Raw genomic sequence first — 17428 nt, 5'->3', positions numbered from 1 at the left:
CAAATTCAACAACCTGTGATCTCCGTCGGCGCATTCGCTTGACGACAATTTGAGCGCATGTTAACAGAATGTTTTGCCTGTATTTGGCCCGTCAGATAAGGAACATTCATGTTACGGTACAGTCTCTTAACCGCCGGGCTCATGCTCGGCGCCTCCGCCTTTGCCGCACCGGCAGGCGACCTTCCCTTAATGCCCTGGCCTGCGAAGGTTGAACGCCCGACCACTCAGGGCGCGCTGGAGCTTAACAATCAACTCACCGTGAGCGTAAGTGGCGACGATCTGGGGGATGCGGTCAACCGCCTGCGCCAGCGCATCGCCCTTCAAACCGGCTGGACGCTACAGCCGCAGGCCGAAAAACCTGACAAGCCTACCATCCGCATCGCCATCGCCAAAAAGGTGAAGCCGCAGCCGCTGCCGGACAGCGATGAGAGCTATAAACTCACGGTGGACGCCAACGGCGTAAATATCTCCGCCAATACCCGCTTCGGCGCGCTGCGCGCCATGGAAACCTTGCTTCAGCTGATGCAGAACGGCGCCGAAAACACCTCGATCCCGTGGGTGACCATTGAAGATTCGCCGCGCTTCCCGTGGCGCGGGCTGCTGCTCGATTCGGCGCGCCACTTCCTCCCGATTCCGGATATTAAACGCCAGATCGACGGCATGGCCGCGGCGAAGCTCAACGTGCTGCACTGGCATTTGACCGACGATCAGGGCTGGCGCTTCAGCTCAAAGCGCTACCCTAAGCTGACCCAGCTTGCCAGCGACGGGCTGTTCTACACCCCTGAGCAGATGCGCGAGATTGTGCGTTACGCTGCCGAACGCGGCATACGCGTGGTGCCGGAAATTGATATGCCGGGCCACGCGTCGGCGATTGCCGTCGCCTACCCGGAGCTGATGAGCGCGCCGGGGCCATACGCCATGGAGCGCCACTGGGGCGTGCTGAAGCCAGTGCTGGATCCCACCAAAGAGGCAACTTATACCTTTGCCGACGCGATGGTCAGCGAACTGGCGGCGATCTTCCCGGATCCATATCTGCATATTGGCGGCGATGAGGTTGACGACAGCCAGTGGAAAGCGAACGCTGCGATCCAGAGATTCATGCGCGACAATAAACTGGCGGACAGCCACGCGTTGCAGGCGTATTTCAACCGCAAGCTGGAGACGATCCTTGAGAAGCACCACCGGCAGATGGTTGGCTGGGATGAGATCTACCATCCCGATCTGCCGAAAAGCATTCTGATCCAGTCCTGGCAGGGACAGGACGCGCTGGGGCAGGTGGCGCAGAACGGCTATAAGGGCATTCTCTCAACCGGTTTCTACCTCGATCAGCCGCAATCAACCGCCTACCACTACCGCAATGAAATTGTGCCGCAGGGGCTGAACGGCGTGGATGTGATAGCGGACACCGACAGCGTCCAGAGCTGGGCTTTCTCCATGCCGCGTCTGAAAGGCAAGCCAGTGGAAGGCAGCTTTACGCTGGTGAAAGGCGATGCTGGCTGGCGCGGATTTATTGATTTTGCCGGGAAATCGCGTCGGGCGGTGGATAACATTCAGTGGCGGGACGACAACCAGGTAACGTTTACCGTTGATACCTGGATGGGTGAAACGCGTCCGGTCGTTTCTGTTGAGAACGATAAGCTCAGCGGCTATTTCCTGGTGGGTAACGCCCGCTACCCGATTAGCGGCACGCGTCTGGACGCTGTGCCAAAAGGCATACCGCCGGTGGTGCCGGACCCGGCGAACGAGGCCAATCTGCTCGGCGGTGAAGCCGCGCTGTGGGCGGAAAACGTGGTCGCGCCGTTGTTGGATATCCGTCTGTGGCCGCGCGCCTTTGCGGTGGCGGAGCGGCTATGGTCGGCGAAGGACGTCAACGACATCGACAACATGTATACCCGGCTCCAGGCGATGGACAGCTGGTCGACGGTGTCGGCTGGACTACAGCAGCATACCCAGCAGCAGGTGCAGTTCACGCGCCTCGCCAACAATGCGGATACCCTGCCGCTGCAAATTCTCGCCCAGGCGCTTGAACCGGCGCAGTATTACACCCGCCAGCATCTTAAGTTCCAGGCTGGAAACTATCATCAGTTTGAGCCGCTCAACCGGCTCGCTGATGCGCTAAACGCGGAAAGTGCGACCGTGCGTCAGATGAATAAATGGGCGGACCGTCTGGTGAGCGACGCGGAAGACACGGAAAGCGCCGACGCGCTGCGCCACGTCTTTAACCGCTGGCAGAACAACACCAGCGACGCGCTGGCGCTAAGCGAAAACAGCTATCAGTTGAAGGCCATTAAGCCGGTGATCCAGGAGGTGGATAAGCTGGCCGCGATTGGCCTGAGGCTGACGGATCTGGTGGCGCGCCAGGGCACGCTGGATGATAAAGAGATTGCGTCGATCCAGAGCGAACTGGATAACGCGGCGAAGGTTCAGGACGAGGTGGTGATTGCGGCAGTGTACCCGCTGGAAACGCTGCTGCGCGCGACGCGGAATCAGTAGTAAAGAACCCTCACCCCAGCCCTCTCCCAAAGGGAGAGGGTGTATAAATTCCCTCTCCCTTTGGGAGAGGGTTAGGGTGAGGGAATCAGATCACTCAGTCCTTCAACACCCACGCCTCTCTCCAGTGCGCGCCCACGCCTGGCTCAAACTGGTTTGCGGTTGGGCTGTACTGCACGCAGTAGCCGCTGAACGGGACAGGCCTGCATTCGTAGGTCTTACCGTCTTTCGGCTGTAGCACTACGGTGCCCGCTTTGTAGGACGCGACGTTATCCGGGAAGATAAAGTCATGCGGGCCGTTGCTGTTCGCCGCGTCGCTTTCCAGCATCAGATCCAGCACGTCTTGCGCGAACAGGGTGCCCTCTTTGTTAGTGGCGTAGTATTTCAGCATATGGTGCCCTGCCGTGACGTCAGTCAGGGTCATGGTCACGTCCTGGCTGGCGTTATTCATCTCCTGCTTCAGATACCCCTTTTCCGCACCGCTGTGGTTCATTACGTGCGCTTCAACGTTCACGTCGCCTTTGGTGTTCACGTGGAAGGTGACGGTCGCCTTGCCATTCTCGATTTTGCTGTAGTGCAGGTTAGAAACCGCGATGGTTTCATTCACTTCCGCCTTCTGCTCTTCGTACGAAATCGCAACGGACTGGAGGGCGCTGCCGTCTTTGACGAAGACGCTGTTCGCGCCGTGAACCGGGCTAATTTCGCCCGCTTCATCCTTCACCCCGACACGCACATCGCTGTGCGCGGCGTTGATCTTCTGCGCCAGATCGTAGGACCACTGGTTCGCATCCTCCTGGGCAACGGAGCCGATGGACAGCTCGGTACGCAGGGCGGCAACTTCCCCGTTGGCGTCGAAGAAGCGTGCAATCACTTTATCGCCCGTGTTCAGGTTATTCCCGGCAATCTGTCCGCTCAGGGTTTTACTCCACTGGGATATCACCGCTGGGGTGTCGTCCGGCGTGACGTTGCCGCCGTTACCGAAATCAACGTCAATGGCCTGATAGAAACTGTTTGCGGTATCCGCAATTTCCCACACGCCATAAATAACCTGGTAGCCCGTACGTTCCGGGACATTACAGGTCATGGATTTTGTCATCGCCGGTGCCTGACCATTTCCGTTAATAGTACAGAACGGCGTTAATTCGAACTGGTCACGGGTCAGCGGTTTATTGGGGTCCCAGTTTTGTTTGGTAATGTAATAACGCCAGTTGGTGGTTTTATGCGGCGCGGTATGGTGCCAGACAAATTCATGCGGGCCTGCCGTCATGGGATTTTTGGTCCAGGCGTTCAGGCTCTGCTTATCAAGCTGGGAGTAGCTGGCAATACCGGCGCTGGCAAGCTGGCCGTCAGGCGGCATCGCACCCGTCGGGAAGCCGGAGGTCTTTTCTACGCTCTGCGGTTCATATTGTACAGAGCCACAGTCAGTATTCTGGCCGAGCTTACACATATAAGCGCGGCTGGCAGGGGATTCTATATATCCGTGTGCAAGTGCGGAAGACGCAACCGTTAATGTGGTTACCGCCAGCGCAATTTTAGAGAGTTTCATTCATCATCCATTAATTAGAATAGAGCAAGGCAGCGTCAGTTTATTAATGGAGTGGCGGATGCGTCATTTCCCGGAGAGAGTAAAAATGGTCGAAATAAAAAAAGGCAGCCAGAGCTGCCTTCTCTTTCTTGAAATAAATTAGCGACGTACGGCAATCGCTTCAATTTCAATTTTCACGTCTTTTGGCAGACGCGCCACTTCCACACAGGAGCGCGCCGGGAAGGTGGCGTTGTGCTCGGTGAAGAACGCTTCGTAAGTGGCGTTAACGGTCGCAAAATCATTCAGATCTTTCACGAACACGGTGGTTTTGACGATATCGCCCACTTTCAGACCGGCAGATTCGACGATCGCCTGCACGTTTTCCAGCGACTGACGCGCCTGCGCCGCTACGTCGGCAGGTACTTCACCGGTTTTTGGGTTCACCGGGATCTGGCCAGAAGTGATGATCATGCTGCCCAGATCAACGCCCTGAACGTATGGGCCGATAGCCGCTGGTGCATTTTCCGTCGCGAGTACTTTGCTCATTTTTTCTCCAGAATTACAGCGTTAAGAATGTTCCCGGCCATTATAACAGCCGGGATTTCATTACCAACCTCAATTAGTTGGCCAGCACCACATAATGAGAAAACTCTTTTTCGCAGTATTTGCATTTGAGTGCGATGTCATTGGCGCGCTTTTTCACTGCAAAGCTGGAGGAAACCGGCTCAGCATGACTGATGCAGTTGCTGTTCGGGCAGACCAGCACGCTTTCGATACGTTCTGGCAGGCTCGGGCGTGATTTGCCGACCACTTCGTACTCGTCGATGCGGTTGACGGTGGCGTCCGGCGCGTACAGCGACAGCTGGTTAACCTGCTCGTCGGTCAGGAAGGTGTTCTCGATTTTGATCAGGTCTTTGCGGCCCATCTCGCCCGACGGCAGGTTCAGGCCGATGGTGATGCGCTGGTCGGTTTCGGTCAGTTTGAACAGCGTCAGCAGCTTAAAGCCCACCTGCGCAGGGATGTGGTCAATCACGGTGCCACGCTTGATGGCTTCAACCTGGAGTTTGTTATCGTGTGTCATGGTCGTCTCCCCTTACAGAGCTAATTCGCGATTCAGAACCAGTGCCAGTAACGCCTGGCGGGCGAAGATGCCGTTTCCGGCCTGCTGGAAGTACCAGGCGTGCGGCGTTTTATCCACGTCTGTGGTGATCTCATCGATGCGCGGCAGCGGGTGCAGCACCTTCATGTTGTCGCGCGCGCCTTCGAGGTCGCCGGCGCGCAGCACGAACTGCGCCTTCACGTTGGCGTACTCGGATGGGTCAAGACGCTCTTTCTGCACGCGGGTCATGTAGAGAATATCCACGTTGCCCATCACCTCTTCGATGCTGGCGTGCAGGCTCCACGCGATGCCTTTTTCGTCCAGCATATCGAGAATGTACTGCGGCATCGCCAGCGCGTCCGGCGCGATGAAGAAGAAGCGGTTGCCGTTAAATTTCGCCAGCGCCTGGGTCAGGGAATGGACGGTTCGGCCATATTTCAGGTCCCCGACCATGGCGATGTTCAGGTTCTCAAGCGTGCCCTGCGTCTCCTGAATGGTGAACAGATCCAGCAGGGTCTGCGTTGGGTGCTGGTTGGCACCGTCACCGGCGTTCAGCACCGGAATGCCGCCGGAAAACTCGGTCGCCAGACGCGCCGCGCCCTCCTGCGGGTGGCGCATCACAATCGCGTCGACGTAGGTGCTGATAACCGAAATGGTATCCGCCAGGGTCTCGCCTTTTTTACCCAGCGACGTGTTGCTGCTGTCTGAGAAGCCCACCACGCTCGCGCCCAGACGGTGCATGGAGGTTTCGAAGGAGAGGCGGGTGCGGGTCGAGGCTTCAAAGAAGCAGCTCGCAATCACCTTGTGCTTCAACAGCTCCGGTTGCGGATTGGCCTTCAGTTTTGCCGCGGTTTCCAGAACCAGTTCCAGCTCTTCGCGGCTGAGGTCGTTTATGGAAATGATGTGTTTTTGATAAAGCGGATTCATGTTTATCTCCTGACGCCGGGCAAAAAAAAGCCCCTCAAATGAGGGGCTCTGGGAATAGGTTTAGCAACGGGAAGAAAAACGGCAGGCCAGCGTCTGATTTCAGACGCGGTAAGACGTTGTGTCGTACACGCTTGACCATGCTTCCTCCTGGCAAATTGTCGGGCATTATACGCAGCTCGCTTTTGGGATCAAGCGATTTAATGCACGCTTTACTCAATGCAAACGGTTCTTTGTGAATATTAATGCGTTCTGAGTAAATAATTAATTTGCTTATGCACCAGCGCGGTGCGCTTCACTACGCGGGGCGCGACCCAGACAATACTGCTTCCGGCCACCACGCCTAAAATTTCCGGTAACTGGTGATAATCCAGAATACGCGCCACCGCGCGGCCATATCCGGCGACGGTATGGATAAGGATAAATTCGCTGTTGTGCTCCACGCTCACCACCATTTCAGAGACGGTACGCGCCGCATCGGGGGCCGGGCGCAGCTGGGGATTCAGCGAATAAATCTTTAGCCCTTTGGCATTGCGAATTTTTATGACACCAAGCAACTTGAGCAGACGTGAAACGGTGGACTGGCTGATGGTCTCAAAACCCCGCTCCTGTAAGTCGCGGCGGATCTCTTCCTGGGAGAGATAGCTCTTTTCCGCGATCAGACGCTGGCAGACCGTTAGCTGTAGTTGCTCTTTGGGAGAGTACTCTTCGTAATCCATCATAGTTCCCATATCAGTTCCCGAAATAACCGGTGGCACCGCACCGATCCGTAGGCCGGATAAGCGCAGCGCCATCCGGCAAATCACAACAAAGCGCCCAGGCTTAACGCCACCATAATCACCACCGTTAAAATCCCCAGCAGCGGCGCGACCCATTTCAGATAACGCACGTAGGGCACGCGGGCGATAGCCAGCCCGCCCATCACGACGGCAGAGGTGGGAGTGATCAGGTTAACGATGCCGGACGCCGACTGGTAAGCCGTAACCACCAGGTCGCGGTTGACGTTAGCGAAATCGGCAAGGGGCGCCATGATCGGCATCGTCAGAACGGCCAGGCCGGACGAAGAAGGCACAAGAAACGACAGCACCACTTCCAGCCAGTACATCACGTTGATGAACGCCACCGTCGACAATCCGGTGACCATTCCCTCGGCGCTGTGCAAAATGGTGTGGGTAATCATGCCCTTATCCATGATCACTACGATACCGCGCGCGATGCCGATAATCAGCGCGACGCCCAGCAAATCTCGCGCGCCGTTGATAAAGGTTGAGGTCAGCTCCTCTTCGCTCATGCGGGCGATCAGCCCGACGATAATGGCGCTGGCGAGGAACACCGCCGAGATCTCCGCCATCCACCAGCCCAGCACCGCCACGCCGTAGATCATCACCGCAAAGGCGAGGGCGAAGATCACCAGGATGAGTTTGCGCACCGGGGTAAACTCCAGCGACTGCTCGCCCTTGTTGCCGAGGAAGTGGGCGCGGTTCTCTTCCTGCTTATCCGCCACGATCGACAGCGACGGATCCTTGCGCACCTTACGGGCGTAACGCATTACCCACGCCACGCAGATGATCCAGCCGATCACCAGCAGCGCGATGCGCAACATGATGCCGTTGGTGAAGGGGATCCCGGCGGCGTTGGCGGCGATCACCGTGGCGAACGGGTTGATGGTGGAGCCGAGGGTGCCGATCCCCGCGCCGAGCAGCACGGTAGAGGCCGCAACCACCGGATCGAACCGCGCCGCCAGCATCACCGGCACCAGTAAGGTATAGAAGGGCAGCGACTCTTCTGCCATGCCGTAAATCGTGCCGCCCGCGGCAAACAGCGCCATCAGGATCGGGATCATCCACTCTTCGCGGCCGCGCAGCCGGGTGGTGACGCGCTCGATCCCGGCGTCTATCGCCCCGGTTTTGGTAACGATCCCGAGGAATCCGCCGATGATCAGAATAAACAGCGCCACGTCGATGGCTCCGGCCTGGCCGGATTCCGGATCGTACAGCCCGGCAATCGGCGCCATCAGCACGGAGACCAGACCTTGCGGGTGCGCTGCCACGTGCGCGTAGGTGCCAGCAACCGGCACTTCTTTACCGAGCGCCTCGTTCATTGCCATATGGTACTGCCCGGCCGGAACAATCCACGTCAGCACGGCAACCACGGCAATCAGAAAAAAGAGAATGGTGTAAGCGGAGGGAAACTTGAACTTGCCCATGATGTTCTCCTGAACCCGGCGCACCCCGCGGCGCGCCGGGCGGTGATTAGTCGCCGAGTGTCGCCACCATGACCGCCTTAATGGTGTGCATGCGGTTCTCTGCTTCGTCGAAGACGATGGAGTTCGGTGATTCGAAGACCTCTTCCGTCACCTCCAGCCCCTTCAGCCCGTACGCCATCTCGATTTCGCGGCCCACCTTAGTGTGCTCGTTGTGGAATGCCGGCAGGCAGTGCATGAACTTGACGTTCGGGTTACCGGTGGCCTTCATCACGTCCGCGTTAATCTGATATGGCTTCATCAGGCTGACGCGCTCGGCCCAGGCTTCCTTCGGCTCGCCCATGGAGACCCACACGTCGGTGTAGAGAAAATCGGTCCCCTGCACGCCTTCTTCCACGTCGTCGGTGAGGGTGATGCGCGCGCCCGTCTCTTTCGCAATGGCGCGGCACTGCTCAACCAGGCCTGCCTCCGGCCAGAAGGATTTCGGCGCCACGAGGCGGATATCCATCCCCATCTTGGCCGCACCGACCATCAGCGAGTTGCCCATGTTGTTGCGCGCGTCGCCGAGATAGGCAAAGCTCAGCTCCGGCAGGGTTTTGCCCGGGGAGTGCTCCAGCATGGTCATCAGATCGGCGAGAATTTGGGTCGGGTGGAACTCGTCGGTCAGGCCGTTCCACACCGGCACCCCCGCGTACTCGCCCAGCTCTTCAACGATGGCCTGGCCGTAGCCGCGATATTCGATGCCGTCATACATGCGGCCCAGCACGCGGGCGGTGTCTTTCATCGACTCTTTATGGCCAATCTGCGAGCCGCTTGGGCCGAGATAGGTGACCTGCGCGCCCTGGTCGAACGCGCCCACTTCGAAGGCGCAGCGGGTGCGGGTGGAGGTTTTTTCAAAGATCAGGGCGATGTTTTTCCCGACCAGGGTTTGCTTCTCGCGCCCGGCTTTTTTGGCGGCCTTGAGCTCGATGGCGAGGTCGATCAGGTACTGGATCTCCGCCGGGGTGTAGTCCAGCAGTTTCAGGAAGTTGCGGTTTTTCAGGTTAATGGTCATGGGGAAATCCTTTTTAAATTGTTAGCTGTCTGATGCCCTCACCCCGGCCCTCTCCCACGGGGAGAGGGGGGCTTACATTCCCTCTCCCTCCGGGAGAGGGTTAGGGTGAGGGGAGGGGTTTAGTTACGAATCAACGTGCCTTTCTCGCCCGCCAGGATCTCCGCGCCGTCATTCAGCGCGCCGATCCCGGCAATGCCGCCGCAGGCCTCAACAAACTCGCGGCAGGCGGCTACTTTCGGCCCCATCGATCCGGCGTCGAACTGCATGCCTCTGAGCAGCTCCGGCGTCACCTGCGCCAGCGGACGTTGGGTTGGCTTGCCCCAGTCGAGGTACACCGCGTCGGCATCGGTGAGGATCAGCAGGGCGTCGGCCTCGATCTGGCGCGCCAGCAGGGCGGCGGAGAGGTCTTTGTCGATCACCGCCTCAATGCCGCGATAGCCGTTGGCGTTTTCCACCACCGGCACGCCGCCGCCGCCGTTGCAGATCACCAGATGGTCGCGCTGGATAAGCGCCGTGATGGCGTCGCTCTCGACAATGCGCTTCGGCTGCGGAGAGGGCACCACGCGGCGGAAGTAGCTACCGTCGGCCTTAAACACCCAGCCTTTCTCCGCGGCCAGCGTTTTTGCCTGGGCTTCGCTGTAGACCGGGCCGATGTACTTGGTCGGGTTACTGAAGGCCGGGTCGGCGGCGTCCACTTCCACCTGCGTGAGCAGGACGCTGACCTCGCGCTGGGGCAGATTGTTTTTCAGCGCCTGCTGGAGCATGTAGCCGATCATCCCCTGGCTTTCGGCGCCGAGAACGTCCAGCGGGTAGGGCGTGACTTTGTCGTAGGCGCTGTTTTGCAGCGCCAGCAGTCCGACCTGCGGGCCGTTGCCGTGCACCAGCACCACGCGCCACTGCTCCGTTAAGCCGGCGATGGTGCGGGCGGCCTGCTCGATGTTCTGGCGCTGGATGTCCGCTTCAAGCGGTTCGCCGCGCTTGAGCAGCGCGTTGCCGCCAAGGGCCACAACCAGAGTGGGTTTTCGTTCCATGATGGCTCCTTTAAATTCCGTCGCGTTCCAGTGGGCAGCTCATGCAGCGTGCGCCGCCGCGACCGCGTCCCAGCTCGTCGCCCGGGATCGGCAGCACGGTGATGCCCGCCTTGTCGTACTTCTCGTTGGTCCAGACGTTGCGCTCGTAGCCGATCACCACGCCCGGGCGGATGGTCAGGACGTTGTTAGCGTCGTTCCACTGCTCGCGTTCGGCTTCAAAGGCATCGCCGCCGGTGGTGATCAGGCGGACTTGGTTAATGCCGAGCGCTTTCTCAATGGCGTGCAGCAGGTCGGTTTCCTGGGTGCGCAGCAGGCCGCCGCGGCCGTCCGGGGTGAGCGTCCAGCACTGGGCGTCTTTGCGCACCACTTCCGGGTAGACGGAGAAGGTATCCACGTCGATGTGGGTCATGACGGTGTCGAGGTGCATGCAGGAGCGGTGTTTTGGCAGCTCAACGGCAATCACGCGCTCGGCCTGGCGGTGTTTAAACAGGCTGTTAGCGAGGAACTCCACGCCCTGCGGGGTGGTGCGTTCGGACATGCCGATCAGTACCGCCCCGCGACCAATGACTAATACGTCGCCGCCTTCTAAAGTGGCGTGATCGTAATTAATATTCTCGTCGCCGAAATACTTAATAAACTCGCCGTCGGCAAATGCGGGATGCCAGCGATATATTGCCCGCAGGTTATTCGTTTCACGCTGGCGGGCGGGTTTCGCCATCGGATTAATGGAGACGCCGTTATATATCCAGCAGGAGGTATCGCGGGTAAATAAGTGGTTCGGCAGCGGCTTCATAATAAAATCATTCGCCGTGTGGGTATCGACCACCATATTTTTAATGGCCGCCGGAATTTCACCGTAGGTTAATCCGCCGCTTAACCTGCGCGCCAGTTCGCGGTGCGGCATATCCGCCAGCCAGCCGCGTACGTCGGCGGCGAAGGTTGGCCCCAGGCGATAGTCGGAGATTTGTGTTTCAAGAAGCCAGGCTTTTGCTTCCGAAATATCAAGCGTTTGCGTAAGAAGGTCGGTCAACAGGAGGACTTCCACACCCTGCTCGCGCAGCGTGTTTGCGAAGATGTCATGCTCTTCACCCGCCCGTTCAACCGAGAGCACGTCATCAAATAACAGCTCCTGACAGTTTGAGGGGGTTAACCGTTTCAGACTTAAATTAGGACGGTGCAGCATAACGCTACGCAATTGACCAATTTCAGAACCGACGTAATGCTTTTCCATAATTATTCCTTTAACTTTTTTTCAGAATAAAAAGGGCATGCGCCATGTAAGGTGTTTAATTTCATGGCGGCTAAGCTCAATTGATTTCGTGATTTATAGTAGGCGCTTAAATAATGGTTGTTGTGACATTGCTCACGCGAAAACCGATATTGAGCAGTTTATTTTCAATTGCATGATTCGTATCAGATAATGATTAATTTCATATTATTACGGGATGAATAGCTAAGCAGGAACGGGTGGCAATATTTGAGTTTGTTATTATTTTGTAGAATTACACGTTTTGAAATATTTAGTTATATGGTTGATTTTAATGGATAAAATGTTGATTCGGGAATAGCTATGCAATAATGACAGTTAACTATTTTTCACTTAAGATAAATCAATAAATAATTATGGATTTTTAAAGGAAATAACCAAAGTGATAAAGTGTGATATGCCAACAGGTTTTGTGAGTTACGTTTTAAATTCAGTGAGTTAGACCCTATGTGCAAAGTGCATGAAATGAGGTTATGCATAACCACTGCATAAATGCCTGTGTGCAATTAACAGTGGATTAACACATTTCCCGATAAACATGCGCTGACGCAAATCTTGTCAAAAAAGGGCTGGTATGGAAGAAGCAATTCTCGTATAAAACATGAAAATGAAACAATGTTTTAATCTGAGGGTTGTATCATGATTATTGGCAATATTCATCATCTCCAGTCCTGGCTGCCAGAAGAGCTGCGTCAGGCCATTGAGCACGTTAAGGCCCACGTCACCGACGCGACGCCGACCGGCAAGCACGACATCAACGGCAACAGCCTGTTTTATCTGGTTTCGGAGGACATGACCCAGCCGTTCGCCGAGCGTCGTGCTGAATACCATGCACGCTATCTGGATATTCAGATTGTGCTGAAGGGGCAGGAAGGGATGACCTTCAGTACCCTGCCGCACGGTACGCCGGACACCGACTGGCTGGCGGACAAAGACATCGCGTTCCTGCCGGAAGGCGAGCAGGAGAAAACCGTGGTGCTGAGCGAAGGGGATTTTGTGGTGTTCTGGCCGGGCGAAGTGCATAAGCCGCTGTGCGCGGCGGGAGCACCTGCTAAGGTCAGGAAAGTGGTTGTTAAAATGCTGGTGGAGTAATTTTCCCTCACCCTAACCCTCTCCCACGGGGAGAGGGAACTTTTACACCCTCTCCCCGTGGGAGAGGGCCGGGGTGAGGGCACCAGACCGCACCCACGCATAATGTGATCCAGCTTAAATTTCCCGCACTCCCTCTCCATCTCTCATTTACCTGCGCTTTTCCTGCGTCATAGTATGATCGTTAATTTAACGAACACTGTTCTATAATGTAGAACAAAATGATTCAGCAAGGAGATCTCATGCCGCAGTCCGCGTTGTTTACGGGAATCATTCCCCCTGTCTCCACCATTTTTACCGCCGATGGCCAGTTCGATAAGCAGGGCACCGCCGCGCTGATCGACGATCTCATCAAAGCAGGCGTTGACGGCCTGTTCTTCCTGGGCAGCGGCGGCGAGTTCTCCCAGCTCGGCGCCGAAGAGCGTAAAACCATTGCCCAATTTGCGATCGATCATGTCGATCGCCGCGTGCCGGTCCTAATCGGCACCGGCGGCACCAACGCCCGGGAAACCATTGAGCTCAGCCAGCACGCGCAGCAGGCGGGCGCGGACGGCATCGTGGTGATCAACCCCTACTACTGGAAAGTGTCGGAAGCGAACCTGATCCGCTATTTCGAGCAGGTGGCCGACAGCGTCACGCTGCCGGTGATGCTCTATAACTTCCCGGCGCTGACCGGGCAGGATCTGACCCCGGCGCTGGTGAAAACCCTCGCCGACTCGCGCAGCAATATTATCGGCATCAAAGACACCATCGACTCCGTCGCCCACCTGCGCAGCATGATCCACACCGTTAAAGGCGCCCATCCGCACTTCACCGTGCTGTGCGGCTACGACGATCATCTGTTTAATACCCTGCTGCTCGGCGGCGACGGGGCGATTTCGGCCAGCGGCAACTTTGCCCCGCAGGTGTCGGTGAATCTTCTGAAAGCCTGGCGGGATAAAGACGTGGCGAAAGCGGCTGAGTATCATCAGACCCTGCTGCAAATCCCGCAGATGTATCAGCTGGATACGCCGTTTGTGAATGTGATTAAAGAGGCGATTGTGCTCTGCGGTCGTCCGATTTCCACGCACGTCCTGCCGCCAGCCTCGCCGCTGGACGAGCCGCGCAAGGCGCAGCTGAAAACCCTGTTACAACAGCTCAAGCTCTGCTGAGCCGGACGATAACCATGACCATTGAGAAAATTTTTACCCCACAGGACGATGCGTTTTATGCGGTGATCACCCACGCGGCGGGGCCGCAGGGCGCGCTGCCGCTGACCCCGCAGATGCTGATGGAATCCCCCAGCGGCAACCTGTTCGGCATGACGCAGAACGCCGGGATGGGCTGGGATGCCAACAAGCTGACCGGCAAAGAGGTGCTGATTATCGGCACCCAGGGCGGGATCCGCGCCGGGGACGGACGCCCGGTCGCTCTGGGCTACCACACCGGGCACTGGGAGATCGGCATGCAGATGCAGGCGGCGGCGAAGGAGATCACCCGCAACGGCGGGATCCCGTTCGCCGCCTTCGTCAGCGATCCGTGCGACGGGCGCTCTCAGGGCACGCACGGCATGTTCGACTCCCTGCCGTACCGCAACGACGCGGCGATCGTGTTTCGCCGCCTGATCCGTTCCCTCCCGACGCGCCGGGCGGTGATCGGCGTGGCAACCTGCGATAAAGGGCTGCCCGCCACCATGATCGCGCTGGCCTCCATGCACGACCTGCCGACCATTCTGGTGCCGGGCGGGGCGACGCTGCCGCCGACCGTGGGGGAAGACGCGGGCAAAGTGCAGACCATCGGCGCGCGCTTCGCCAACCATGAACTCTCCTTGCAGGAGGCCGCCGAGCTCGGCTGTCGCGCCTGCGCGTCGCCGGGCGGCGGCTGCCAGTTCCTCGGCACGGCGGGCACCTCGCAGGTGGTGGCCGAAGCGCTGGGGCTGGCGCTGCCGCACTCCGCGCTGGCGCCGTCCGGGCAGGCGGTGTGGCTGGAGATCGCCCGCCAGTCGGCGCGGGCAGTGAGCGAGCTGGATAACCGTGGCATCACCACGCGCGATATCCTCACCGATAAAGCCATCGAAAACGCCATGGTGATCCACGCGGCGTTCGGCGGCTCGACGAATTTACTGCTGCACATCCCGGCCATCGCCCACGCGGCGGGCTGCACGATCCCGGATGTAGAGCACTGGACGCGCGTCAACCGCAGGGTGCCGCGCCTGGTCAGCGTGCTGCCCAACGGCCCGGACTATCACCCGACCGTGCGCGCCTTCCTCGCGGGCGGCGTGCCGGAGGTGATGCTCCACCTGCGCGATCTCGGTCTGCTGCACCTGGACGCCATGACCGTCACCGGCCAGACGGTGGGCGAGAACCTCGACTGGTGGCAGACGTCCGAACGCCGGGCGCGCTTCCGCCAGTGCCTGCGCGAGCAGGACGGCGTGGATCCGGATGACGTGATCCTGCCGCCGGAGAAAGCCAACGCGAAAGGGCTGACCTCGACGGTTTGCTTCCCGACGGGGAACATTGCGCCGGAAGGATCGGTGATCAAGGCCACGGCGATCGACCCGTCGGTTGTCGGTGAAGATGGCGTTTACCGCCACACCGGTCGGGCGCGGGTGTTTGTCTCGGAAGCGCAGGCGATCAAGGCCATCAAGCGGGAAGAGATCAAGCAGGGCGATATCATGGTGGTGATCGGCGGCGGGCCGTCCGGCACCGGCATGGAAGAGACCTACCAGCTTACCTCCGCGCTGAAGCATATCTCGTGGGGCAAGACGGTATCGCTCATCACCGATGCGCGCTTCTCGGGCGTGTCGACGGGGGCCTGCTTCGGCCACGTATCGCCGGAGGCGCTGGCGGGCGGGCCGATTGGCAAGCTGCGCGATAACGACATCATTGAGATAGCCGTCGACCGACTGACATTAACGGGCAGCGTGAACTTTATTGGCACCGCGGATAACCCGCTGACGCCGGAGGAGGGCGCGCGCGAGCTGGCAATGCGGCAGACGCACCCGGACCTGCACGCCCACGACTTTTTGCCGGACGACACCCGGCTGTGGGCGGCATTGCAGTCGGTGAGCGGCGGCACCTGGAAAGGCTGTATTTATGACACCGATAAAATTATCGAGGTAATTAACGCCGGCAAAAAAGCGCTCGGCATTTAATTATTTCATTAGATAAAACCGTCTGCGGGAAATATTCCGCGGGCGGTTTTGCTGTTCCTGCTATTTATTAATTTAAACAATAAGTTGCGATATATCGGTGGCGTCACAAAAGCAAAATAACGTAATTCAGAAATAAGATATGACCATTGCTGGTTAATTGAACAGCTCATTACACTCCATTAACACGATGTTGTAATTCAGCACACTACATAAGGGTGTAATTCTGATGACGCAATTAACCATGAAAGACAAAATTGGCTACGGGCTGGGTGACACCGCCTGCGGCTTCGTCTGGCAGGCCACGATGTTCCTGCTGGCCTATTTCTACACCGACGTGTTCGGTCTCTCCGCGGGCATTATGGGGACGCTGTTTTTAGTTTCACGCGTGCTAGACGCCGTGACCGATCCGCTGATGGGGCTGCTGGTAGACCGCACCCGTACCCGCTACGGCCAGTTCCGCCCGTTCCTGCTGTGGGGCGCCATCCCGTTTGGCATCGTCTGCATGCTGACCTTCTACACGCCGGACTTCTCCGCGCAGGGCAAAATCATCTACGCCTGCGCGACCTACATTCTCCTGACCCTGGTTTACACCTTCGTTAACGTCCCGTACTGCGCCATGCCGGGGGTGATCACCGCCGACCCGAAAGAGCGCCACGCCCTTCAGTCCTGGCGTTTCTTCCTCGCCGCCGCGGGGTCGCTCGCCATCAGCGGCATTGCCCTGCCGCTGGTGAGCATCATCGGCAAGGGGAATGAGCAGGTGGGCTATTTTGGCGCCATGTGCGTGCTGGGACTGACCGGCGTGGTGCTGCTCTACGTCTGCTTCTTTACCACCAAAGAGCGTTACACCTTTGAGGTTCAGCCGGGCTCGTCAGTGGCGAAAGACCTTAAGCTGCTGCTGGGCAACGGACAATGGCGGATCATGTGCGCGTTCAAGATGATGGCGACCTGCTCCAACGTGGTGCGCGGCGGGGCGACACTCTACTTTGTGAAATACGTGATGGATCACCCGGAGATGGCGACGCAGTTTTTACTCTACGGCAGCCTCGCCACCATGTTCGGCTCGCTCTGCTCGTCTCGTCTGCTGGGCCGCTTCGACCGCGTCACCGCCTTTAAGTGGATCATCGTCGCTTACTCTCTGATTAGCCTGCTGATCTTCTTCACGCCGGCGGAGCATATTGCCCTGATTTTCGCCCTCAACATCCTGTTCCTGTTCGTCTTTAACACCACCACGCCGCTACAGTGGCTGATGGCCTCTGACGTGGTGGATTACGAGGAGAGCCGCAGCGGACGCCGCCTCGACGGGCTGGTGTTCTCCACCTACCTGTTCAGCCTGAAGATTGGCCTGGCGATTGGCGGGGCGGTGGTGGGCTGGATCCTGGCGTACGTGAACTATTCCGCCAGCAGCAGCGTGCAGCCGGTCGAGGTGCTCACCACCATCAAAATCCTGTTCTGCGTGGTGCCGGTGGTGCTCTACGCGGGCATGTTCATCATGCTGTCGTTCTACAAGCTCACCGACGCCCGCGTGGAGGCCATCAGCCAGCAGCTGATCAAGCACCGCGCGGCGCAGGGCGAGGCCGTTCCCGACGCCGCGACAGCCGCATCCCATTAACCGG

General features: G+C 58.3%; 15 protein-coding genes. 5 read left to right on the top strand and 10 right to left on the bottom strand.

Translation table 11 applies throughout. The features are described 5' to 3' along the window. Positions 1-108: 108 nt before the first annotated feature. The gene (locus tag CU081_RS01090; RefSeq protein ID WP_022650290.1) at positions 109-2493 is read left to right on the top strand and encodes a beta-N-acetylhexosaminidase; all 2385 of its coding nucleotides are present in this window, start codon (positions 109-111) and stop codon (positions 2491-2493) included. Between the two features lie 94 nt (positions 2494-2587). Here CU081_RS01090 and gbpA read toward each other — a convergent pair whose 3' ends face one another. The 10 genes from gbpA to arcA form a co-directional block, all read right to left on the bottom strand. Continuing rightward, positions 2588-4036: an N-acetylglucosamine-binding protein GbpA gene (gene gbpA / locus CU081_RS01085; RefSeq protein WP_022650291.1), complete on the bottom strand. Its 1449-nt coding sequence runs from the start codon at positions 4034-4036 to the stop codon at positions 2588-2590. A gap of 138 nt (positions 4037-4174) precedes the next feature. Continuing rightward, the gene (ridA, locus tag CU081_RS01080; RefSeq protein WP_003863373.1) at positions 4175-4561 is read right to left on the bottom strand and encodes a 2-iminobutanoate/2-iminopropanoate deaminase; all 387 of its coding nucleotides are present in this window, start codon (positions 4559-4561) and stop codon (positions 4175-4177) included. A gap of 73 nt (positions 4562-4634) precedes the next feature. Then, on the bottom strand, positions 4635-5096 hold the full coding sequence (gene pyrI / locus CU081_RS01075) for an aspartate carbamoyltransferase regulatory subunit (RefSeq protein WP_008501390.1): 462 nt from the start codon (positions 5094-5096) through the stop codon (positions 4635-4637). Between the two features lie 12 nt (positions 5097-5108). After that, positions 5109-6041 carry an aspartate carbamoyltransferase gene (gene pyrB / locus CU081_RS01070; protein WP_022650292.1) on the bottom strand — a complete coding sequence of 311 codons (933 nt, stop codon included), beginning with the start codon at positions 6039-6041 and terminating at the stop codon, positions 5109-5111. 34 nt (positions 6042-6075) lie between these two features. Further along, on the bottom strand, positions 6076-6180 hold the full coding sequence (locus CU081_RS01065; protein WP_022646880.1) for a pyrBI operon leader peptide: 105 nt from the start codon (positions 6178-6180) through the stop codon (positions 6076-6078). A 100-nt stretch (positions 6181-6280) separates the two neighbouring features. Beyond that, positions 6281-6760 (bottom strand): arginine repressor, encoded by a 480-nt coding sequence (locus tag CU081_RS01055; protein ID WP_003863366.1) that lies wholly within the window; start codon positions 6758-6760, stop codon positions 6281-6283. A gap of 80 nt (positions 6761-6840) precedes the next feature. Then, on the bottom strand, positions 6841-8244 hold the full coding sequence (locus tag CU081_RS01050) for a YfcC family protein (RefSeq protein WP_003863365.1): 1404 nt from the start codon (positions 8242-8244) through the stop codon (positions 6841-6843). Between the two features lie 46 nt (positions 8245-8290). Then, the gene (gene argF, locus CU081_RS01045) at positions 8291-9295 is read right to left on the bottom strand and encodes an ornithine carbamoyltransferase (RefSeq protein WP_003863360.1); all 1005 of its coding nucleotides are present in this window, start codon (positions 9293-9295) and stop codon (positions 8291-8293) included. A 119-nt stretch (positions 9296-9414) separates the two neighbouring features. Next, positions 9415-10326, bottom strand: a complete 912-nt coding sequence (locus CU081_RS01040) for a carbamate kinase (RefSeq protein WP_003862918.1) — start codon at positions 10324-10326, stop codon at positions 9415-9417. A gap of 10 nt (positions 10327-10336) precedes the next feature. After that, positions 10337-11557, bottom strand: coding sequence for an arginine deiminase (gene arcA / locus CU081_RS01035; protein WP_003862920.1), 1221 nt, complete (start codon positions 11555-11557; stop codon positions 10337-10339). 675 nt (positions 11558-12232) lie between these two features. Between arcA and CU081_RS01030 the strand changes: the two genes are divergently transcribed. From CU081_RS01030 to CU081_RS01015, 4 genes are all read left to right on the top strand, one after another. Further along, the gene (locus CU081_RS01030; protein ID WP_003862921.1) at positions 12233-12685 is read left to right on the top strand and encodes a YhcH/YjgK/YiaL family protein; all 453 of its coding nucleotides are present in this window, start codon (positions 12233-12235) and stop codon (positions 12683-12685) included. A 239-nt stretch (positions 12686-12924) separates the two neighbouring features. Then, a complete protein-coding gene (gene yagE, locus CU081_RS01025; protein WP_003862923.1) occupies positions 12925-13833 on the top strand; it encodes a 2-keto-3-deoxygluconate aldolase in 909 nt (302 codons plus the stop codon). Positions 13834-13847: 14 nt separating this feature from the next. Beyond that, on the top strand, positions 13848-15815 hold the full coding sequence (yagF, locus tag CU081_RS01020) for a xylonate dehydratase YagF (RefSeq protein ID WP_003862925.1): 1968 nt from the start codon (positions 13848-13850) through the stop codon (positions 15813-15815). A gap of 226 nt (positions 15816-16041) precedes the next feature. Beyond that, positions 16042-17424: an MFS transporter gene (locus tag CU081_RS01015; protein WP_003862926.1), complete on the top strand. Its 1383-nt coding sequence runs from the start codon at positions 16042-16044 to the stop codon at positions 17422-17424. Positions 17425-17428: the final 4 nt, after the last annotated feature.

Origin of the sequence: Enterobacter sp. CRENT-193, assembly GCF_002787395.1 — a bacterium.
Taxonomy (GTDB): domain Bacteria; phylum Pseudomonadota; class Gammaproteobacteria; order Enterobacterales; family Enterobacteriaceae; genus Enterobacter; species Enterobacter hormaechei_C.
The sequence above is the reverse complement of the archived record's forward strand: the minus strand, read 5'-3'. Positions and strand labels throughout refer to the sequence as shown.